The sequence below is a fragment of the Micromonospora sp. HUAS YX12 genome, from assembly GCF_040215685.1.
Classification (GTDB): domain Bacteria; phylum Actinomycetota; class Actinomycetes; order Mycobacteriales; family Micromonosporaceae; genus Micromonospora; species Micromonospora tulbaghiae.
Genome location: NZ_CP157974.1, coordinates 3,624,390 through 3,645,107, shown reverse-complemented (window position 1 = coordinate 3,645,107; position 20,718 = coordinate 3,624,390). Strand labels below are relative to the sequence as shown.

At 72.4% G+C, this 20,718-nt stretch carries 17 protein-coding genes; 5 read left to right on the top strand and 12 right to left on the bottom strand.

The annotated features are described in order from the left end of the window. The first annotated feature begins 20 nt into the window (after positions 1 to 20). From zwf to pgl, 3 genes are all read left to right on the top strand, one after another. The gene (gene zwf / locus ABIH81_RS17700; protein WP_349876016.1) at positions 21 to 1,535 is read left to right on the top strand and encodes a glucose-6-phosphate dehydrogenase; all 1,515 of its coding nucleotides are present in this window, start codon (positions 21 to 23) and stop codon (positions 1,533 to 1,535) included. Continuing rightward, on the top strand, positions 1,532 to 2,548 hold the full coding sequence (locus tag ABIH81_RS17695; protein WP_349876015.1) for a glucose-6-phosphate dehydrogenase assembly protein OpcA: 1,017 nt from the start codon (positions 1,532 to 1,534) through the stop codon (positions 2,546 to 2,548). The genes zwf and ABIH81_RS17695 overlap by 4 nt, the downstream gene beginning before the upstream one ends. Positions 2,549 to 2,617: 69 nt before the next feature. After that, the gene (gene pgl / locus ABIH81_RS17690; RefSeq protein WP_349876014.1) at positions 2,618 to 3,388 is read left to right on the top strand and encodes a 6-phosphogluconolactonase; all 771 of its coding nucleotides are present in this window, start codon (positions 2,618 to 2,620) and stop codon (positions 3,386 to 3,388) included. Positions 3,389 to 3,454: 66 nt separating this feature from the next. Here pgl and ABIH81_RS17685 read toward each other — a convergent pair whose 3' ends face one another. The 8 genes from ABIH81_RS17685 to rapZ all read right to left on the bottom strand — a co-directional run bounded on the left by ABIH81_RS17685 (position 3,455) and on the right by rapZ (position 10,484). Next, positions 3,455 to 3,799 (bottom strand): RNA polymerase-binding protein RbpA, encoded by a 345-nt coding sequence (locus ABIH81_RS17685; RefSeq protein ID WP_013287462.1) that lies wholly within the window; start codon positions 3,797 to 3,799, stop codon positions 3,455 to 3,457. A 130-nt stretch (positions 3,800 to 3,929) separates the two neighbouring features. Further along, positions 3,930 to 4,190, bottom strand: coding sequence for a preprotein translocase subunit SecG (gene secG / locus ABIH81_RS17680; RefSeq protein WP_013287463.1), 261 nt, complete (start codon positions 4,188 to 4,190; stop codon positions 3,930 to 3,932). A 95-nt stretch (positions 4,191 to 4,285) separates the two neighbouring features. Beyond that, entirely contained in the window at positions 4,286 to 5,077 is a 792-nt protein-coding gene (gene tpiA, locus ABIH81_RS17675; protein WP_349876013.1) for a triose-phosphate isomerase, read from the bottom strand. Continuing rightward, entirely contained in the window at positions 5,078 to 6,301 is a 1,224-nt protein-coding gene (locus ABIH81_RS17670; RefSeq protein WP_349876012.1) for a phosphoglycerate kinase, read from the bottom strand. It lies immediately after the preceding gene. Next, positions 6,298 to 7,302: a type I glyceraldehyde-3-phosphate dehydrogenase gene (gap, locus tag ABIH81_RS17665; protein ID WP_349876011.1), complete on the bottom strand. Its 1,005-nt coding sequence runs from the start codon at positions 7,300 to 7,302 to the stop codon at positions 6,298 to 6,300. The genes ABIH81_RS17670 and gap overlap by 4 nt, the downstream gene beginning before the upstream one ends. A gap of 264 nt (positions 7,303 to 7,566) precedes the next feature. Beyond that, positions 7,567 to 8,547 (bottom strand): DNA-binding protein WhiA, encoded by a 981-nt coding sequence (gene whiA, locus ABIH81_RS17660; RefSeq protein ID WP_018788213.1) that lies wholly within the window; start codon positions 8,545 to 8,547, stop codon positions 7,567 to 7,569. Between the two features lie 54 nt (positions 8,548 to 8,601). Beyond that, on the bottom strand, positions 8,602 to 9,606 hold the full coding sequence (gene yvcK / locus ABIH81_RS17655) for a uridine diphosphate-N-acetylglucosamine-binding protein YvcK (protein WP_349876010.1): 1,005 nt from the start codon (positions 9,604 to 9,606) through the stop codon (positions 8,602 to 8,604). After that, the gene (gene rapZ / locus ABIH81_RS17650) at positions 9,603 to 10,484 is read right to left on the bottom strand and encodes an RNase adapter RapZ (RefSeq protein ID WP_349881138.1); all 882 of its coding nucleotides are present in this window, start codon (positions 10,482 to 10,484) and stop codon (positions 9,603 to 9,605) included. The genes yvcK and rapZ overlap by 4 nt, the downstream gene beginning before the upstream one ends. A gap of 229 nt (positions 10,485 to 10,713) precedes the next feature. Here rapZ and recQ point away from each other — a divergent pair, with 229 nt between their 5' ends. Beyond that, positions 10,714 to 12,567, top strand: a complete 1,854-nt coding sequence (gene recQ, locus ABIH81_RS17645; RefSeq protein ID WP_349876009.1) for a DNA helicase RecQ — start codon at positions 10,714 to 10,716, stop codon at positions 12,565 to 12,567. Positions 12,568 to 12,648: 81 nt separating this feature from the next. Here recQ and ABIH81_RS17640 read toward each other — a convergent pair whose 3' ends face one another. After that, on the bottom strand, positions 12,649 to 13,302 hold the full coding sequence (locus ABIH81_RS17640) for a C39 family peptidase (RefSeq protein ID WP_349876008.1): 654 nt from the start codon (positions 13,300 to 13,302) through the stop codon (positions 12,649 to 12,651). Positions 13,303 to 13,713: 411 nt separating this feature from the next. Here ABIH81_RS17640 and ABIH81_RS17635 point away from each other — a divergent pair, with 411 nt between their 5' ends. Next, entirely contained in the window at positions 13,714 to 15,087 is a 1,374-nt protein-coding gene (locus tag ABIH81_RS17635) for an FAD-dependent monooxygenase (RefSeq protein WP_349876007.1), read from the top strand. A gap of 12 nt (positions 15,088 to 15,099) precedes the next feature. On the opposite strand, the gene uvrC is transcribed toward ABIH81_RS17635, so the two are convergent. From uvrC to uvrA, 3 genes are all read right to left on the bottom strand, one after another. Then, complete coding sequence (gene uvrC / locus ABIH81_RS17630) at positions 15,100 to 17,037, bottom strand: excinuclease ABC subunit UvrC (RefSeq protein ID WP_349876006.1); 1,938 nt, start codon at positions 17,035 to 17,037, stop codon at positions 15,100 to 15,102. An 83-nt stretch (positions 17,038 to 17,120) separates the two neighbouring features. Continuing rightward, positions 17,121 to 17,609: a Rieske (2Fe-2S) protein gene (locus ABIH81_RS17625; RefSeq protein ID WP_349876005.1), complete on the bottom strand. Its 489-nt coding sequence runs from the start codon at positions 17,607 to 17,609 to the stop codon at positions 17,121 to 17,123. 118 nt (positions 17,610 to 17,727) lie between these two features. Next, positions 17,728 to 20,670: an excinuclease ABC subunit UvrA gene (uvrA, locus tag ABIH81_RS17620; RefSeq protein ID WP_349876004.1), complete on the bottom strand. Its 2,943-nt coding sequence runs from the start codon at positions 20,668 to 20,670 to the stop codon at positions 17,728 to 17,730. Between the last annotated feature and the right edge of the window lie 48 nt (positions 20,671 to 20,718).

Genomic DNA, 20,718 nt, shown 5'->3' with positions numbered 1-20,718 from the left:
ACGCAGGAGGAGGTGGCCCGGTGAACCCGCTGCGCGATCCGCAGGACCGGCGGCTGCCCCGGATCCCCGAGCCGTGTGCCCTGGTGATCTTCGGGGTGACGGGCGACCTGGCCCGCAAGAAGCTGCTGCCGGCGGTCTACGACCTGGCCAACCGGGGGCTCCTGCCGCCCGGCTTCGTGGTGCTGGGCTTCGCCCGCCGGGACTGGGGCGACGGCGACTTCGAGTCGGTGGCGCACGACGCGGCCAAGAAGCACGCCCGTACCCCGTGGCGGGAGGAGGTGTGGGCCCGGCTCGCCGGCAACATCAAGTTCGTCGGCGGCTCGTTCGACGACGACGCGGCGTTCGACCAGCTCGCCGCCACGCTCGACGAGCTGCGCGACTCGCACGGCATCCCCGGCAACGCCGCCTTCTACTTCTCCATCCCCCCGGCGGCCTTCCCGGTGGTGCTCAAGCAGCTCGCCCGCACCGGCATGGCGGACAACGCCAAGTCCGGCGGCTGGCGGCGGGTGGTGGTGGAGAAGCCGTTCGGCAACGACCTGCCCTCGGCCAAGGCGCTCAACGACCTGGTCGACGACGTCTTCACCAGCCAGGACGTGTTCCGGATCGACCACTACCTGGGCAAGGAGACGGTCCAGAACATCCTGGCGCTGCGCTTCGCGAACAACCTGTTCGAGCCGCTGTGGAACTCCAAGTACGTCGACTCGGTGCAGATCACCATGGCCGAGGACGTCGGCATCGGCACCCGGGCCGCGTTCTACGACTCCGTCGGCACCGCCCGCGACGTGCTCCAGAACCACCTGCTCCAGCTGCTCGCGCTGGTCGCGATGGAGGAGCCGACGAGCTTCGACGCCGACGAGATCCGGGCCGAGAAGCTCAAGGTGCTCAAGGCCATCACCATCCCCCGGGACGTCTCCCGGGACACCGTGCGCGGCCAGTACCTGCCCGGCTGGGTGGGCGGCGAGCGCGCCAAGGGCTACCTGGAGGAGGAGGGCGTCCCGGAGGATTCCACCACCGAGACGTACGTGGCGGTGAAGCTGGGCATCCAGAACCGCCGCTGGGCCGGGGTGCCGTTCTACATCCGGGCCGGCAAGCGGCTGCCCCGGCGGGTCACCGAGGTGGCCATCATGTTCAAGAAGGCGCCGCACCTGCCGTTCAACGCCGCCGACATGGAGTCCCTCGGCCCCAACCAGCTCGTCATCCGGGTGCAGCCGGACGAGGGCGTGGTGCTGAAGTTCGGCTCCAAGGTGCCGGGCACCACGATGGAGGTCCGCGACATCGCGATGGACTTCCAGTACGGCGAGGCGTTCACCGAATCCAGCCCCGAGGCGTACGAGCGGCTGGTGCTGGACGTGCTGATCGGCGACCGGACGCTGTTCCCGGACGCCGCCGAGGTCGAGCAGAGCTGGCAGGTGGTCGACCCGCTGGAGCACGCCTGGGCGGGCACGAGGCCGGAGCCGTACCGGGCCGGTGAATGGGGGCCCCGGGCCGCCGACGAGATGCTGGCCCGCGAGGGCCGGGCTTGGAGAAGAGCATGATCGGGCTGTGGGACACCACCGGCAACGAGGTGGTCAAGGCGCTGGCCGCGGAACGGCGCAGCGCGGGCGGGGTGGCCAGTGGCATGGCGCTCACGCTGATCGTGGTGGTGGACGAGAAGCGGGTACGCGAGGCGGAGGCGGCGGCCACCATCGCCGCGGCGGCGCATCCGTGCCGGCTGCTCGTGGTGGTCCGCTCCGACGTGGAACGCGACCGCAACCGGCTGGACGCGGAGATCGTCGTGGGTGGCCGGCTCGGGCCGTGCGAGGCGGTGGTGACCCGGATGTACGGGCGGCTCGCGCTGCACGCCGAGTCGGTGGTGATGCCGCTGCTGGTGCCGGACGTGCCGGTGGTGACGTGGTGGCACGGCGAGCCGCCGGAGGAGATCTCCACCGACTTCCTCGGCGTGGTCGCGGACCGGCGGATCACCGACTCGGCGCAGGCCGCCGACCCGATCGCCGCGCTGCGGCAGCGGGCCCACGACTACGCACCGGGCGACACCGACCTGGCGTGGACCCGGATCACCCCGTGGCGCACGCTCGTGGCGGGCGCGTTCGACACCACCCAGGCCCGGGTCACCGAGGCCAGCGTGGTGGCTCCCCCGTCGGACCCGACGGCGGCGCTGATGCGCGGCTGGCTGAGGGCCCGGCTCGGCATCGACCCGGTCCTGACCGCCACCGACGAGTTCCCGCGGATGCGCCAGGTGCAGTTGCGCTGCGCCAACGGCGACGAGCTGACGCTCACCCGGGACGACAGCATCGCGGTGTTCCGGCGTACCGGGCAGGAGGACCGCACGCTGCCGCTGGTGCGCCGGCCGCTCGGTGACGAGCTGGCCGAGGAGCTGCGCCGCCTGGATGCCGACCAGGTGTACGCGGAGGCGCTCGGCGCTGCGGCCGGGATCACCGGGCTCGACCAGCGTCCCGCCCAGCGGGTGCACGTGTGGAAGGATCCGGCGACCGCCCGGCGGGCCGAGGCCGGCGTGACCGCGCACGCGGGCGCGACCGCGAACGAGTGACCGCCCGGACCGGGCGGTCGGAGGCACAGGTGACCGCCGGTGGGCGGTCGGAACACGAGGGCACGACGGATGACTGAGGCGAGTGTCGCCGTACACGCCGACCCCGACCTGCTGGCGCAGGCGGTGGCGGCCCGGTTGGTGGTGAAGCTGCTCGACGCGCAGGCCGAGCGCGGCCAGGCGTCGGTGGTGCTGACCGGCGGGCGGATCGCCGCGGCGGTGTACCGGGCGGTCGGGCAGCTGCCCGCCCGGGACGCGGTCGACTGGTCCCGGGTCGACGTGTGGTGGGGCGACGAGCGGTTCCTGCCCGCCGGCGACCCGGAGCGCAACGAGACGCAGGCGCGGGCGGCGCTGCTGGACACGGTGCCGCTCGACCCGGCCCGGGTGCATCCGATGCCGGCGTCGGACGGCCCCGCGGGGGACGATCCGGAGGCGGCCGCCGCCGGGTACGCGCGGGAGCTGGCCGCCGCGGCCCGGCCCGGGAACGCGGTGGTGCCGCACTTCGACGTGCTGATGCTCGGCGTCGGCGAGGACGGGCACGTGGCGTCGGTGTTCCCGGAGCACCCGGTGCACCACGACAACCGGCCGGTCAGCGCGGTGCGGGGCAGCCCGAAGCCGCCGCCGGTGCGGACCACGCTGACCCTGCCGACGATCAACACGGCCGAGGAGGTCTGGCTGATCGCCGCCGGGGCGGACAAGGCCCGGGCGGTGGGCATGGCGCTGGCCGGGGCCGGGCCGGTGCAGCTGCCGGCCGCCGGGGTGCGGGGGGTCTCCCGTACCCTCTGGCTCCTCGACCGGGCCGCGGCGTCGAACGTGCCGCCGCGCCTGCGCAGCCTCCGCTGAGCGTGTAAGGAAGGGCCCCTTCTTAACGTCTCCGGTAGAGAAGGGGCCCCTTCTTAACACCTCGGGTCAGGCGCGGCCGCGACGTCGGCGCAGCGCGTCGAGGGCCTCGGCGAGCAGCGCCTCACCCTCCTCCGGCGTACGCCGCTCCTGCACGTACGCCAGGTGGGTCTTGTACGGCTCGGCGCGCTGGCGGCCCGGCGGGTCGCCCGGGTCGGGGCCGGCCGGCTCGCCGCAGCGGGGGCACTCCCAGGCGGCGGGCGTCTCCGCCTCGGCGGCGATCAGGAACTCGACCCGGTGCCCGTGGCGGCACCAGTAGACGACCGGCCGGCGCGGCGCGGGCTCGACCCGCTGGTCGAACCGCTCGGGGGCGGACCCGATCCGGGTGCCGCGGATGACGTTGTTGCTGGGCACGGTTGCTCGCTCCCTGTCGTCGGAGGGGACCGCCGCCGGAGGGGGTGGGCGACGGGCGACGTGCGGAGAAACAAAACTGCGCGCGGTCCGTGACGGACCGCGCGCAGATTGTACGCTTCTCAGCGCCGACTCAGGTGCCGCTGGCCATCTGCAGCCGCAGCCAGAGCCCGAGCCCGACGATGCACGCGAACCAGACGATTCCCACCAGAACGGTGTAGCGGTCGAGGTTCTTCTCGGCCACCGACGAACCGGCCAGGCTGGAGCTGACGCCGCCGCCGAACATGCTCGACAACCCGCCGCCCTTGCCGCGGTGCAGGAGGATCAGCAGGGTGAGCAGGACGCTCGTGATGACCAGCAACACGATCATCGTGTAGGCGAACCAGATCGGCATGGCGGGGGTCAGTCCTCTCGTTGCGATCACTGCCCGGACCTGTCGGGCACGGCGGCACCGACCGGTGGACGGGCAGCGTCAAGGATAGCGAGCGATCAGCGGGCGATGTGCTCCGGGAACCGGCAGATCTGCGCGAACTCCTCCGCGTCCAGGCTGGCGCCCCCGACCAGGGCCCCGTCCACGTCCGGCTGCGCCATGATCGCGGCGACGTTCGACGCCTTGACCGACCCGCCGTAGAGGATCCGGACCTGCTGTGCGGTGCCCTCGTCGAAGGTCTGCCCCAGGCGCTTGCGCACCTCGCCGCAGACCTCCTGGGCGTCCTCCGGGGTCGCCGTCTTGCCGGTGCCGATCGCCCAGACCGGCTCGTACGCGACGACGACCTTGGTGACCTGCTCGGGGGTCAGCCCCTTCAGCCCGGCGTCGAGCTGGTCGCAGCAGTGCGGCACGTGCCGGAGCTGCTCCCGGATCTCCAGGCCCTCGCCGATGCAGAGGATCGGGGTGAGCCCGTTGGCCAGCGCCGCCACCACCTTCGCGTTGACCAGCGCGTCGTCCTCGTAGTGGTGGGCCCGCCGCTCGGAGTGCCCGACCACCACGTACGTGCAGCCCAGCTTCGCCAGCATCGGCCCGGAGACGTCCCCGGTGTACGCCCCCGACTGGAACGGCGACAGGTCCTGCCCGCCGTAGCCGATCAGCAGCTTGTCGCCGTCCACGGCGGTCTGGACGGTACGCAGGTCGGTGAAGGGTGGCAGCACCACGCACTCGACCTCGGTGAGCTGCTTCTCGGTCAGGCTCGCGGCCAGCTTCTGCACCAGCAGGTTGGCCTCGAGGTGGTTCAGGTTCATCTTCCAGTTGCCGGCCATCAGCGGCCGGCGGGTCGTGCTCGCCATTCAGTTCTCCAGGGCCGCGATGCCGGGGAGGGTCTTGCCCTCCAGGTATTCCAGGGAGGCGCCACCACCGGTGGAGATGTGCCCGAACGCCTTCTCGTCGAGGCCGAGGATGCGGATCGCGGCCGCCGAGTCACCGCCGCCGACCACGCTGAACGCGTCGGAGCCGGCGATCGCCTCGGCGACGCCCCGGGTGCCCGCGGCGAAGGGCGGCATCTCGAACACGCCCATCGGGCCGTTCCAGAAGATCGTCTGCGCGTTCGCCGGATCTCCACATGCGGATCTCTTGAGGGCGGCGGCGAAGCCGGCGACCGTCTTCGGGCCGATGTCCAGCCCGACCCGGTGGCTCGGGATGGCGTCGGCACGGAAGACGTCGTGCTCGGCGTCGGGGGAGAAAGCGATCGCGGCCACCACGTCGACCGGCAGCATGATCTTGCCTTCGGACCGCTCCAGGAGGTTGCGGCAGGTTTCCACCATCTCCTCCTCCAGCAGCGAGGTGCCCACCTCGTGGCCCTGGGCCTTGAGGAAGGTGAAGCACATCCCGCCGCCGATGAGCAGCCGGTCGACGGTCGGCAGCAGCGCCTCGATCACGGCCAGCTTGTCGGAGACCTTCGAGCCGCCCAGCACCACCACGTACGGCCGCTCCGGCTCGCTGGTCAGGCGGCTGAGCACCTCCACCTCGCGCAGCACCAGCCGGCCCGCGAAGTGCGGCAGCCGGGCCGGTACGTCGTACACGCTGGCGTGCTTGCGGTGCACAGCGCCGAACGCGTCGTCGACGTAGGCGTCGCCGAGCGCCGCGAGCTGGTCGGCGAACGCGCCCCGCTCCGCGTCGTCCTTGCTGGTCTCGCCGGAGTTGAAGCGCAGGTTCTCCAGCAACGCGACCTGGCCGTCGGCCAGAGCGGCCACGGTGGACTGCGCCGAGTCGCCGACGGTGTCCTCGGCGAAGTGCACCGGGACGCCGAGCAGCTCGCCGAGCCGCCCGGCGACCGGGCGGAGGCTGAACTGCGGGTCGGGCGCGCCCTTCGGGCGGCCCAGGTGCGAGCAGACGACCACCTTCGCGCCGGCCTGCACCAGCGCGCTCAGCGTCGGCAGGACGGCCCGGATCCGGCCGTCGTCCGTGATCTCCCCGGTCTGCTTGTCGAGCGGGACGTTCAGGTCGGCGCGCACCAGCACGCGCCGACCCGACACCCCCTCGGCGAGCAGGTCGTCGAGGTTACGGATGCTCACAGCGAGCTACCCACCAGCTTGACCAGGTCCACCAGGCGGTTCGAGTAGCCCCACTCGTTGTCGTACCAGCCGACGACCTTGACCTGGTTGCCGATCACCTTGGTCAGCGGCGCGTCGAAGATGCACGACGCCGGGTCGGTCACGATGTCGGCGGAGACGATCGGGTCCTCGTTGTAGGTGAGGATGCCCCGCAGCGGGCCCTCGGCGGCGGCCTTGAGCGCGGCGTTGACCTCGTCCACAGTGGTCTCCCGGCCGACCTCCACGGTCAGGTCGGTGGCCGAGCCGGTCGGGATCGGCACGCGCAGCGCGTAGCCGTCCAGCTTGCCCTTGAGCTCCGGCAGGACCAGGCCGATGGCCTTCGCGGCGCCGGTCGAGGTCGGCACGATGTTGAGCGCGGCGGCCCGGGCCCGGCGCATGTCCTTGTGCGGCGCGTCCTGCAGGTTCTGGTCCTGCGTGTACGCGTGGATGGTGGTCATCAGACCCTTGGTGATGCCGAACGTGTCCTGCAGGACCTTCGCCATCGGCGCGAGGCAGTTGGTGGTGCAGGAGGCGTTCGAGATGATGTTGTGCTTGGCCGGGTCGTACTGGTCCTGGTTGACGCCCATGACCACGGTGACGTCCTCGTTCTTCGCCGGAGCGGAGATGATGACCTTCTTGGCCCCGCCGTCGAGGTGCGCCTTCGCCTTGGTGGCGTCGGTGAAGAAGCCGGTGGACTCGATGACCACGTCGACGCCGAGGTCGCCCCACGGCAGCTTGCCGGGGTCCTTCTCCTCGAACACCTTGATGGCCTTGCCGCCCACGGTGATCTCGTCGGCGCTGGCCTTCACCTCGTGCGGGAGGCGGCCCAGGATGCTGTCGTACTTGACAAGGTGGGCGAGCGTCGCGTTGTCGGTCAGGTCGTTGACCGCCACGACCTCGACGTCAGCGCCGGACGCCAGCACTGCCCGGAAGAAGTTGCGGCCGATCCGGCCGAAGCCGTTGATGCCAACCCGGATGGTCACAGGTCCCATCTCCTCGCGTTCTGGTCCGCCGGCGTCAGACCGCGGCCGGCGGAGGTGTGTGCGCCGACCGTTGGAGCCGGCCGTCGACATGTCATCTCGGCCACCCCGCCGCGGTCACGGAGACCTGACCGCCCGAGGCGGTGAGCACGGCGAGGAGCGCCTGTTCCGGCCCCCTTGCCGTACGCAGCGACCATATCCGAGCGCGCGGCGTCGCGCTGCGGCGGGTGGTGATCCCGCTCGCGGTGCGATGCCGCCCGAGTCCTATCAGACCACGAGCATGTCCGGCGTGACTGCCGCTTCCGTATCCGGGATGCCCAGGTCACGGGCACGCTTGTCGGCCAGCGCGAGCAGCCGGCGGATCCGGCCGGCGATGGCGTCCTTGGTCAGCGGCGGCTCGGCGAGCGCACCCAGCTCCTCCAGCGAGGCCTGACGGTGCTCCAGGCGCAGCCGCCCGGCCGAGGTCAGGTGGTTCGGGGCGTCGTCGGCGAGGATCTCCAGCGCGCGGGTCACCCGGGCCGCGGCGGCGACCGCGGCGCGGGCGGAGCGGCGCAGGTTGGCGTCGTCGAAGTTCGCCAGCCGGTTCGCGGTCGCGCGCACCTCCCGGCGTACCCGGCGCTCCTCCCAGGCCAGCACGCTGGAGTGCGCGCCGATGCGGGTGAGCAGCGCGGCGATGGCGTCACCGTCCTTGACCACCACCCGGTCCACACCGCGCACCTCGCGGTTCTTCGCGGTGATGCCGATGCGCCGGGCGGCGCCGACGAGCGCCAGCGCCGACTCCGGGCCGGGGCAGGTGATCTCCAGCGCGCTGGAGCGGCCCGGCTCGGTGAGCGAGCCGTGCGCCATGAACGCGCCCCGCCAGGCCGACACGGCACAGCAGACGTTCGCGGCCACCACGTGCGGCGGCAGGCCGCGCACCGGCCGGCCCCGCACGTCGAGCAGGCCGGTCTGCCGGGCGAGCGCCTCGCCGTCCTTGACCACCCGCACGATGAAGTGGCTGCCCTTGCGCAGCCCGCCGGAGGCGAGCACGTGGATCTCGCTCGGGTAGCCGTACACCTCGGCGATCTCCCGCCGCAGCCGGCGGGCCACCGCGCCGGTGTCCAGCTCCGCCTCGACCACGACGCGACCCGACACGATGTGCAGGCCGCCGGCGAAACGCAGCAGGGCGGCCATCTCCGCCCGGCGACAGCAGGGCTTGGGCACGTCGACCCGACTCAGCTCGTCCTTGACCGCAGCCGTCATCGCCATAGTGCGCCCCCTCACGGACCGGTTCCGGCGTGTCGCCGGTGATTACGTACGTGTCTAACGATCGGCGCGCAGGACAGGCACCAGCGCGGCACCCAGGGCGGCTGGATCATGACGGGGCGTGCCGTCGATGACGGCGACGGGAGCGAGGACCAGCCGGGCACCCAGCGATTCTGCCGCACGTTCGACCGCCGCGGGATCACCCACCGCCGTGGAGTCGGCGAGCACCCGGTCCACCTTCAGCTCGGGCAGATAGCGCCGCAGTGTGTCCAGATGGTCGGGCAGGGAGAGCCCCGAGGTCTCCTTCTCGGCCACCAGGTTGAGCGTCACCAGCCGCCGCGCCGGGCTGGACACGATCGCGTCGGCCAGGCCCGGCACCAGCAGGTGCGGCAGCACGCTCGTGTACCAGCTGCCCGGCCCGAAGATCAGCCAGTCCGCGGCGCGTACCGCGGTCACCGCCTCGGCGCACGCGGCCGGCGCGGACGGGTTGAGCCGCAGCGACTCGACGGTGCCCGGGGTGACCGCGACCTGGTGCTGGCCGCGCACCGTGGACACCTCGTCCGGGTGCCCCGGGTCGGCGCCGCGGACCCGGGCCTCGATGCCCACCGGCTGGCGGGACATCGGCAGCACCCGCCCCACCGCGCCGAGCATCGCCCCGGCGTGGTCGAGCGCGGCCACCGGGTCGCCGAGCAGCTCGGTGAGCCCGTGCAGCAGCAGGTTGCCGACCGCGTGGCCGGCGAGCGAGTCGCCGACCGCGACCGGGACCGGCGCGGCGAGCGTCGGCGCCGGCGGCACGGCGGCGGCGAAGCGGTGCTGGAACAACGCCGCGCTGCGCCGGGTGGCCGGATGGTCGCCGGCCAGCGCGACGAGCGCCTGCCGCAGGTCGCCCGGCGGCAGGCCGCCGCGCTCGGCGCGCAACCGGCCGCTGGAACCACCGTCGTCACCGACGGTGACCACCGCGGTGATGTCCAGGTCCAGTTCGGGTACGCAGTGACGCAGCGCCCGCAGCGACGCCGAGAGCCCGTGCCCGCCGCCGAAGGCGACCACCCTGGTCGGGGTCACTCCCGCCCCAGGTCCCGGTGCTGGGCGTTGGCGGCGATGCCGGAGTGGCGCAGCCGGGACGCCAGCTCCTCGGCGATGGCCACGCTGCGGTGCTTGCCGCCGGTGCAGCCGACCGCCACCGTCAGGTAGCGCTTGCCCTCCCGCTCGAACCCGGCGGTGGTGGCGTTGACCAGGTCGGCGTAGCCGGCCACGAACGCGTCGGCGCCCTCCTGGCCCAGCACGTACGCGCTCACCGCCTCCTCGCGGCCGCTGTGCTCGCGCAGCTCCGGCACCCAGTACGGGTTCGGCAGGAAGCGGGCGTCCATCACGAAGTCGGCGTCCGGCGGCAGGCCGTACTTGAAGCCGAACGAGATCACGGTGATCCGCAGCCGGCGGGCGTCCTCGCCGCCGAACAGCTCCTCGACCCGGCGCCGGAGCTGGTTGACGTTCAGGTGACTGGTGTCGATGATCACGTCGGCCTGCTCGCGGGCCTCCTCCAGCAGCGCCCGCTCGACCGCGATGCCGTCGGCCAGCCGCCCGTCGCCCTGCAACGGGTGCGAGCGGCGCACGCTCTCGAACCGCCGGATCAGCACCTCGTCGTCGGCGTCGACGAAGACCACCCGGGGCTGGAAGCCGCGCTCACGCAGCTCCCGGATCGCCCCGGCCAGGTCGGTGGAGAACGCGCGCGAGCGCACGTCCAGCACCATCGCCGTACGCCGGGCCGCGCCGCCGGCCTTGAACGCCAGCTCGGCCATGTCCAGCAGCAGCGCCTGCGGCAGGTTGTCGACCACGTAGTAGCCGACGTTCTCCAGCGCCCGCGCCACGGTGCTGCGCCCACCGCCGGACAGGCCGGTCACCACCACCAGGGAGGTGTCCGACTCGGCCGGCGCCGGTCGCACCGGCGCCGTCTCCGCCTCGGTCGGCCCCAGGTCACCTGCTGTACGCGCCTCGCTCACCCGCTACCCCCAGCCGTGGCGCCGCGGCCGGTCGGCCGCGCATGGTCAATCGCCGACTCTAACGGCTGCGACCCCGCCCGGGATTCCACGGGGTGACGACCGGAACATCTCGCCGCGCTCGTGACGGCTCGCCGGGGCGGGCGGTGTCGGGGGACGCTCGTAGACTGCGCGGATGGTCTCCCCCACCGACGAGCGGACCAACACCCCACCGACCAGCGACGCGCTTGAGGTGCTGCGCCGGGTCTTCGGGTACGACGCCTTCCGCGGCTGCCAGCAGGAGGTCGTCGAGCACGTGGTGGCCGGCGGCGACGCGCTGGTGCTCATGCCCACCGGTGGCGGCAAGTCGCTGTGCTACCAGATCCCCGCGCTGGTCCGCGACGGTGTGGCGGTGGTGGTCTCGCCGCTGATCGCGCTCATGCAGGACCAGGTCGACGCGCTCACCGCGGTCGGCGTCCGGGCCGGGTTCCTCAACTCGACCCAGGATCCCGCGCAGCGGCGCCGGGTCGAGGCGGCCTACCTCGCCGGCGAGCTGGACCTGCTCTACCTCGCCCCGGAGGGGCTGGCCGTGCGCTCCACCCTGGGCCTGCTGGAACGCGGCCGGATCGCGCTGTTCGCGATCGACGAGGCGCACTGCGTGTCGCAGTGGGGGCACGACTTCCGCCCCGACTACCTCAACCTGTCGATGCTGCACGAGCGCTGGCCGGACGTGCCGCGGATCGCGTTGACCGCCACCGCGACGCAGGCGACGCGCACCGAGATCGCCACCCGGCTGCGGCTCACCGAGGCCCGGCACTTCGTGGCCAGCTTCGACCGGCCCAACATCCAGTACCGCATCGTGCCCAAGCGGGAGCCGCGCCGCCAGTTGCTGACCCTGCTGCGCGACGAGCACCCGGGCGACGCCGGCATCGTCTACTGCCTGTCCCGGGCCTCGGTGGAGAAGACCGCCGAGTTCCTGGTCGCCAACGGCATCCCCGCGCTGCCGTACCACGCCGGGCTGGACGCCGCGACCCGCGCCGCCAACCAGCAGCGGTTCCTGCGCGAGGACGGGCTGGTCATGGTCGCCACCATCGCGTTCGGCATGGGCATCGACAAGCCCGACGTACGCTTCGTCGCCCACCTGGACCTGCCGAAGTCGGTGGAGGGCTACTACCAGGAGACCGGCCGCGCCGGGCGGGACGGGCTGCCGTCCACGGCCTGGCTGGCGTACGGGCTCCAGGACGTGGTGCAGCAGCGCAAGATGATCGAGACGTCCGAGGGCGACCTGGCCCACCGGCGCAACCTCGCCGCCCACCTGGACGCGATGCTGGCGCTCTGCGAGACGGTCCGCTGCCGCCGCGCCCAGTTGCTCGAATACTTCGGCGAGACCGGGCTGGCCGACTGCGGCAACTGCGACACCTGCCTCGAACCGCCGGAGTCCTGGGACGGCACGGTCGCCGCGCAGAAGCTGCTGTCCACCGTCTACCGGCTCGACCGCGAGCGCAACCAGCGCTTCGGCGCCGGGCACAGCATCGACATCCTGCTCGGCAAGCACACCGACAAGATCGACCAGCACGGCCACGACGCGCTGAGCACCTTCGGCATCGGCACCGAGCTGCGCGAGGCCGAGTGGCGTGGCGTGGTGCGGCAACTGCTGGCCGAGGGCCTGCTCGCCGTCGAGGGCGACTACGGCACGCTGGCGCTGACCGAGGCCAGCGCGGACGTGCTCGGCCGCCGCCGTACGGTCACCCTGCGCAAGGAGCCGGAGCGTCCGGCCGGCCGGTCCGCCAAGCCCCGGGGCGCGGCCACGGTGGTCGCCGACCTCTCCCCCGCCGCCGCGCCCGTCTTCGAGCGGCTCCGCGCGTGGCGCGCGGCCACCGCCAAGGAACAGGGCGTCCCCGCGTACGTCATCTTCCACGACGCGACCCTGCGGCAGATCGCCGCCGAGCCGCCCGCCTCGCTGGCCGAGCTGTCCCGGGTCAACGGGGTCGGCGAGAACAAGCTCGCCAAGTACGGCGAGGCGATCCTGGCCGCCCTCGCCGAGTCCTGACACGCACGACAAGGGCCCGACCCCTGTGGTGGGGTCGGGCCCTTGGTCTTGCTGTGCGGTCTTGCTGTGGGGCGGGTGTTCTCAGCTGGTGCTGTAGCCGCGGGTGGCGATCCAGTCGGCGAGGTTGTCGATGCTCATCCGGTAGGTGGCGGTGTCGGGGTCGGCGCTGTCGGCGATGGTGACGGTGTGGCCGTTGTCGCGGTAGCCGATGACGCTGATGTAGTGGCCGCCTTCGAAGGAGTGGGTGTTGCCGTCGGTGTCGGTGGCGGTGCCGGCGATGTTGGCGACGACGGCCCGGCCGGCGTCGACGGTCTTGACGACGTCGGTGCGCAGGGTGTCGGTCTGCTTGTCGTCGGCCTTGGGGGTGCTGATCTCGACCGACTTGTAGGCGTCCTTGGCGCCGGTCTCCTTGTTCAGCACGGGGGTGATGTCGTTGATGCTGTCGGTGCCGGCCTCGGTGGTGCCCATCTCGCGGGCCATGGCGTGGACGTCGATGTTCTTGCCCTGTACGGACAGGGCGTTGCGGGCGGCGGCGGGGCCGCAGAAGTAGAAGTTGGGCTGGGCCTCGTAGCGCACGTCGAGTTCACGCTCACCGTGGCCCTTGCGGTCGGCCACGACGGCGGCCTTCTCGGCGGGGGCGGCGTGCGCGGCGATCGCGGGGCCGGCGATGCCACCGGCGGTGGCGGCGATACCGGCAGCGGTCAGCACGGTCTTACGCAGCAGAGTGGTAGCCATGATGGTTGCCTCCCTGGTCGGGGGAAAAAGCGCGGCGGGGGTGCCGCGCGAGGGGAAAGAGTCTTGGGGGGGTGCCCGTCGAAGGGCTGGCACACGGGCGGCCCGGGGGGCCTGCTCCGCGGCTCGGGGATGTAACGACGGCCGGTGGCCGGGCATTCCGACCGGGGCTGCCTGCGGCGGGGCCGGGCTCCACGCGGTCTGCCAGGTATAACGCCCGCACCCCACCGCCGATTCCGCCGGGGCGGTGACGCCGACCACGCCCGGCCCAGCGAACCGGACAATCCGCCCACACCCCCACCAGGCAACCGGACAATCCGCCCATCGCACGCAGATGCGGACAGGCTCTCCGACCGCCTCTGCGCCCCTCGCTTGATCGACTCCAGCTGGTGAGCACGTCCTACCCTTTCCGGCATGAGCGTGGACGCAGACGTGGTGATCGCCGGATGCGGACCGGTCGGAGCGGTGCTCGCCGCGCTTCTCGGCGACCGTGGCGTCCGCGTCGACGTGGTGGACCCGGCCCCCGACGCCCGCTCGGGGTCGCACCCCCATCCCCGGGCGGCGGTCCTCGACTGGCACGCGCAGCGGATCCTCCGCCGCATCGAGGATCTGGACGGCTGGGACGAATGGGCGACACCGTTGCGCCGTTCCCAGCTACTCGGACCCGATCGCCGGCCGCGGGTGACACTTCGCCTCCCGGCCGGCGTCCCGGCCGGCGTCATGCTCGATCAACCCCGCCTGGAACGGGCACTACGCGAGCGGCTGGCGCGGATGCCCACCGTGCGCCTGCACGCCAGCCGATCGGTGACGGCGCTCGACCAGTCCGGCGACCTGGTCACCGTCACGCTCGACGACGGTTCGGCGCTGACCGCCTCCTGGCTCGTCGGCTGCGACGGCGCGTCGAGCACCGTGCGGGGCCTGATCGGGGCTTCGTACGACGGCGTCAGCTATCCGGAGCCGTGGCTGGTCGTCGACGCCCGCACCGACGAGCCCGGCGACGACGAGGCGACATTCTCCTACGTGCTCGACGCGACCCGGCCGATGGTGACGTTCGCGCGACCCGGCGTTCGCCGGTGGGAGTGGATGCTGCTGCCCGGTGAGGATCCGGCCGGCCTGGTGACGCGCGTCGACGAACTGGTCACACCGTGGGTGGATCCGGCGACGTTACGCGTCGAGCGGGCCACGGTGTTCACGTTCCACGCCCGCTCCGCCTCGGCGTGGCGCCGGGGCCGGGTGCTGCTCGCCGGCGACGCCGCGCACTCGATGCCGCCGTTCACCGCCCAGGGTCTCGCCTCGGGGCTGCGCGACGTCGCGACGCTGTCCTGGCTCCTGGTCGACACGCCCGGCGACGTGGACCGCTACGAACGCGAGCGACGGCCGGCCGTGGCGGCCGCGACCCGCACCGCGCTACGCGCGGGCCGGGTCATGCTCGGCCGCAACCGCCTCGCGGCAGCCGCGGTGCGCGGGTTCGCGCGGACCGCGAGGTTGCTCCCCGGGCTCGACGCACGCGCCGCCAGGGCAGCCGCCGCCCCGGAACGTCTCCCCGACGGCACCCGGCAGCTCCCCGATGCCCCGCTCGTCGTCGACGGCCGGCGCACCACCCTGGACGCGCTGCTCGGTAACCGGTGGGGCGTCCTTCGCGGCGGGACCGACACACTCGATCCCGCCGCCCGGGCATGGCTCACCGCGCGCGGCGCTGTCTTCGCCGAGGTGGACGGCTGGCCAGGGGGGCACACCACGATCGTGCGCCCCGACCGCTTCGTCGCCGCCGCCGTCCCGCTCCCCTGAAGGACGGGCCGATCAGAGGGCCGGGGCGGGGTCGGTGCCGTCGAGCGCGGCGAGGATCGCCTCGGCCGTACGCCGGCCCACCCCGGGCACCTCGGTGATCTCCTCCACGGTGGCGGACGACAGCCGCTTCAGCGAGCCGAAGTGCCGCAGGAGCGCCTTTCGGCGTACCTCGCCGAGGCCGGGGACGTTGTCCAGCGCGGATTCGGTCATCCGCTTCGAGCGCCGCTGGCGGTGGAACGTGATCGCGAAGCGGTGGGCCTCGTCGCGTACCCGTTGCAGCAGGTAGAGCGCCTCGGAGGTGCGCGGCAGGATCACCGGGAACTCGTCGTCGGGCAGCCAGACCTCCTCCAGCCGCTTGGCCAGCCCGCACAGCGCCACGTCGTCGATGCCCAGCTCGGCGAGCGCCTTCGCCGCGGCGGCGACCTGGGGCGGGCCGCCGTCGACCACGACGAGCTGCGGCGGGTACGCGAACTTGCGCGGCCGCCCGGTGGTCGGGTCGATGCCGGGCCGGTCGGGGTCGGAGGCGGTCTCCTCGCCCAGCTCACCGGTTTCGGCGCGGGCGTCGAGGTAGCGGGCGAAGCGCCGCCGCAGTACCTCGGACATGGCCGACAGGTCGTCGGTGGCGCCGCGCACGATGAACCGGCGGTACTCGCTCTTGCGCGGCAGCCCGTCCTCGAACACGACCATGCTGGCGACCACGTCGGTGCCCTGGATCTGGGACACGTCGAAGCACTCGATCCGCAGCGGCGACGTGTTCATGCCGAGCGCGTCGGCGATCTCGTCGAGCGCCTGGCTGCGGGTGGTCAGGTCACCGGCCCGCTTGAGCTTGTGCCGGGCCAGCGCGTCCTTGGCGTTGCGTTCGACGGTCTCCAGCAGGGACCGCTTGTCGCCGCGCTGCGGCACCCGCAGCGACACCCGGCTGCCCCGGCGGGCGGTGAGCCACTCGGCGAGCGCGTCGGCGTCGCCTGGTAGCTCGGGCACGAGCAGCTCGCGGGGCACGTCGGCCTCGCCCTGCTCACCGCCGTACACCTGGGTGCAGAAGTGGTGCACGAGGTCGCCGGTGGTCAGCTCCTCGGTCTTCTCCACCACCCAGCCGCGCTGGCCGCGCACCCGGCCGCCGCGGACGTGGAAGACCTGCACGGCGGCTTCGAGCGGGTCGTCGGCGAAGGCGACCACGTCGGCGTCGGTGCCGTCGCCGAGCACCACCGTCTGCTTCTCCATCGCCCGGCGCAGCGCGGCGACGTCGTCACGCAGCCGGGCGGCCCGCTCGAACTCCAACTGCTCGCTGGCGTCGAGCATCTCCCTCTCCAGCCGCCGGACCATGGTGTCGGTGCGGCCGGCCATGAAGTCGCAGAAGCCGTCGACGATCTCCCGGTGCCGTTCCGCGGTGACGCTGCCGACGCACGGCGCGGAGCACTTGCCGATGTAGCCGAGCAGGCAGGGCCGGCCGACCTGCCCGGCCCGCTTGAACACCCCGGACGAGCAGGTCCTTGCCGGGAAGACCCGCAGCAGCAGGTCGAGCGTCTCGCGGATCGCCCAGGCGTGGGAGTACGGCCCGAAGTAACGCACGCCCTTGCGCTTCACCCCGCGCATCACCTGCAACCGGGGGTATTCCTCGTCGAGCGTGACCGCGAGATAGGGATACGACTTGTCGTCGCGGTAGCGGACGTTGAACCGGGGGTCGTACTGCTTGATCCAGGTGTATTCCTGCTGGAGCGCCTCGACCTCGGTGGCGACGGTGATCCAGTCGACCGACTCGGCGGTGAACACCATCTGCCGGGTGCGCTGGTGCAGGCCGACCGGGTCGGCGAAGTAGGAGTTGAGCCGGCTGCGCAGGTTGCGCGCCTTGCCGACGTAGATCACCCGGCCGGTGCCGTCGCGGAAGCGGTAGACCCCTGGCGACTCCGGGATGGTGCCGGGCGCGGGACGGTAGGTCGAGGGGTCAGCCACGGTGTCAAGCCTAGTCCGCACCCCTGACACCCGACCGTAGCCGCGCCCCCCGCCGACCACCGGCCGACGGGGACGCGGAACAGTCAGGCCAGCTTGATCTGGTCGCCGTCGACCTTGATCTCCTTCGCCGCGAGCGGCTTGGTGGCCGGGCCGCCCTTCACGGAGCCGTCGACGATCGAGAACCGGCTGTTGTGACAGGTGCAGTTGATCGTGCCGCCGTCGACGTTCGACACCGGGCAGCGCTGGTGCGTGCAGATCGGGTCGAACGCCTTGAACTGGCCGGCCTCGGGCTGGGTGATCACCACGCCCTGGCTGGCGAAGACGGCACCGCCGCCGACCGGGATGTCCGAGGTGCGCGCCAGCGCGCTGCCGCCGTCCCGGTCGCCGCCGCCGGCGTCGCCGGTCGCGGTGGCGCCGGGCGGGCCGCCGCTGGTCGGGGCGAGCCCGGGGGACGCGTCGTCGTCGCTGCCGCAGCCCGCGAGCACCACGGCCGCGCCGATCGCTCCGGCTCCGGTGAGCAGGGTACGGCGGCTCTGGGTGACCGGTCGGGTCAGCGCCTGGTCATCACTCATGTCCGGCCTTTCTCTCGGCTTACTGCGGAAACACGCACCAGCGTGGGGCACGGTTCATACTGGCGCGTCACAGGCCGGGCATTCGCTGCCCGGCCTGCGAAAACGCGTACCGGATGGCTCAGCGCGCCCCGGCGGGGACCTTGCGGGAGCGCGACTTGGCGCTGCCGTTGGCCTTGGCCGCCCGGGTGGTGGCCGCCTTGGCGCCCTTGGCCTCGCCGTCGAGCTTGAGGATCGGCCGCAGGAACTGCCCGGTGTGGCTCTCCGGCACCTCGGCGACCTCCTCCGGCGTGCCGGTGGCGATGACGGTGCCGCCCCGGTGACCGCCCTCGGGGCCCATGTCGATGAGCCAGTCGGCCGTCTTGATCACGTCGAGGTTGTGCTCGATGGTGATGACCGTGTTGCCCTTGTCGACCAGGCCCTCCAGCACCATCAGCAGCTTGCGGATGTCCTCGAAGTGCAGGCCGGTGGTGGGCTCGTCGAGCACGTAGACGGTGCGGCCGGTGGAGCGCTTCTGGAGTTCGGAGGCGAGCTTGACGCGCTGCGCCTCACCGCCGGACAGCGTCGGCGCGGGCTGGCCGAGCCGGACGTAGCCGAGGCCGACGTCGACGAGCGTCCGGAGGTGCCGGTGGATGGCCGGGATGGCGGAGAAGAACTCGGCCGCCTCCTCGATCGGCATGTCCAGCACCTCGGCGACCGTCTTGCCCTTGTAGTGCACCTCCAGCGTCTCGCGGTTGTAGCGCGCGCCCTTGCACACCTCACAGGGGACGTAGACGTCCGGCAGGAAGTTCATCTCGATCTTGATGGTGCCGTCGCCGGAGCACGCCTCGCAGCGCCCGCCCTTGACGTTGAACGAGAACCGGCCCGGGCCGTACCCGCGGACCTTGGCCTCGGTGGTCTCGGCGAAGAGCTTGCGGATGTGGTCCCAGACGCCGGTGTAGGTGGCGGGGTTGGAGCGCGGCGTCCGCCCGATCGGCGACTGGTCCACGCCGACGACCTTGTCCACGTGCTCCAGGCCGGTGATCCGGGTGTGCCGGCCGGGCACCAGCCGGGCGCCGTTGATCTGGTTGGCCAGCACGGTGTAGAGGATGTCGTTCACCAGCGTCGACTTGCCCGAGCCGCTGACGCCGGTGACGGCGATGAGCTGGCCGAGCGGGAAGCTCACGGTGAGGTTGCGCAGGTTGTGCTCGCGCGCGCCGTGCACCACCAGCTCGCGGCCCGGGGTCTGCGGCCGGCGGGTGGCCGGGGTCGGGATGGACCTGCGCCCGGACAGGTACGCCCCGGTGACCGACTCGGTGTTGTCGAGCAGCGCCGGCACCGACCCGCTGTGCACGATCTTGCCGCCGTGCTCGCCCGCGCCCGGGCCGATGTCGACGATCCAGTCCGCCACCCGGATGGTGTCCTCGTCGTGCTCGACCACGATCAGCGTGTTGCCCAGGCCGCGCAGCCGCAGCAGCGTCTCGATGAGCCGGTGGTTGTCGCGCTGGTGCAGGCCGATCGACGGCTCGTCGAGCACGTAGAGCACGCCGACCAGGCCGGAGCCGATCTGGGTGGCCAGCCGGATGCGCTGGGCCTCGCCGCCGGAGAGCGTGCCGGCCGGGCGGTCCAGCGAGAGGTAGTCGAGGCCGACGTCGAGCAGGAACTTCAGCCGGGCGTTGATCTCCTTGAGCACCCGCTCGGCGATCATCTTCTGCCGGTCGGTCAGCTCGATGCCGGCGAGCAGGTCGGCGGCCTCGCCGACGGAGAGGTTGCAGACCTCGGCGATGCTCTTGCCGGCCAGCGTGACCGCGAGCACCTCCGGCTTGAGCCGGGTGCCGCCGCAGGCCGCGCAGGGGACGTCCCGCATGTAGCCCTCGTACTTGTCCCGGGACCACTCCGACTCGGTGTCGGTGTGCCGGCGCTCGATCCACTGCACCACGCCCTCGAAGCCGGTGTAGTAGGAGCGCTCGCGGCCGTACTTGTTGCGGTAGCGCACGTGCACCTGGTCGTCGGAGCCGTGCAGGATCGTCTTCTGCGCCCGCGACGGCAGCGCCCGCCACGGCGTGTCGATGTCGAAGTGCTCGGCCTCGCCGAGCGCCTCCAGCAGCCGCAGGAAGTATTCGAGGTTGTGGCCGGTGGCCCAGGGCTGGATCGCGCCCTCCCGCAGCGTGCGCTCCGGGTCGGGGATGACCAGTTCCGGGTCCACCTCCTTCTTGGTGCCCAGACCGGTGCACTCCGGGCAGGCGCCGTAGGGGGCGTTGAAGGAGAAGACCCGGGGTTCCAGGTCCTCGATGGCGAGCGGGTGGTCGTTCGGGCAGGCCAGGTGCTCGGAGTAGCGGCGCTCCCGGGCCGGGTCGTCCTCCGGCAGGTCGACGAAGTCGAGCAGCACCAGGCCGCCGGAGAGGCCGAGCGCGGCCTCGACCGAGTCGGTCAGCCGCTGCTTGGCGCTCGGCTTGACGCTGAGCCGGTCGATCACCACCTCGATGGTGTGCTTCTCCTGCTTCTTGAGCTTCGGCGGCTCGGTCAGCGGGTGCACCACGCCGTCGACCCGGGCGCGGGCGTAGCCCTTGGCCTGGAGTTCGGCGAACAGGTCGACGTACTCGCCCTTGCGGCCGCGCACCACCGGCGCGAGCACCATGAACCGGGTGCCCTCGGCCATGGCCAGGACCCGGTCGACGATCTGCTGCGGGCTCTGCTTGGAGATCCGCTCGCCGCAGATCGGGCAGTGCGGCTCGCCGATGCGGGCGAACAGCAGGCGGAGGTAGTCGTAGACCTCGGTGATGGTGCCGACGGTGGAGCGCGGGTTGCGCGAGGTCGACTTCTGGTCGATGGAGACGGCGGGACTGAGGCCCTCGATGAAGTCGACGTCGGGCTTGTCCATCTGGCCGAGGAACTGCCGGGCGTACGACGACAGCGACTCGACGTAGCGGCGCTGCCCCTCGGCGAAGATGGTGTCGAACGCCAGGCTCGACTTGCCCGAACCGGAGAGCCCGGTGAAGACGATCAGGGCGTCCCGGGGCAGGTCGAGACTGACGTCACGCAGGTTGTGCTCGCGCGCGCCACGGATGATCAGTCGGTCGGCCACGGTGCGTGTGCTCCCGGAAGAAGAATATGAGGCGGATCTGTGCACCAG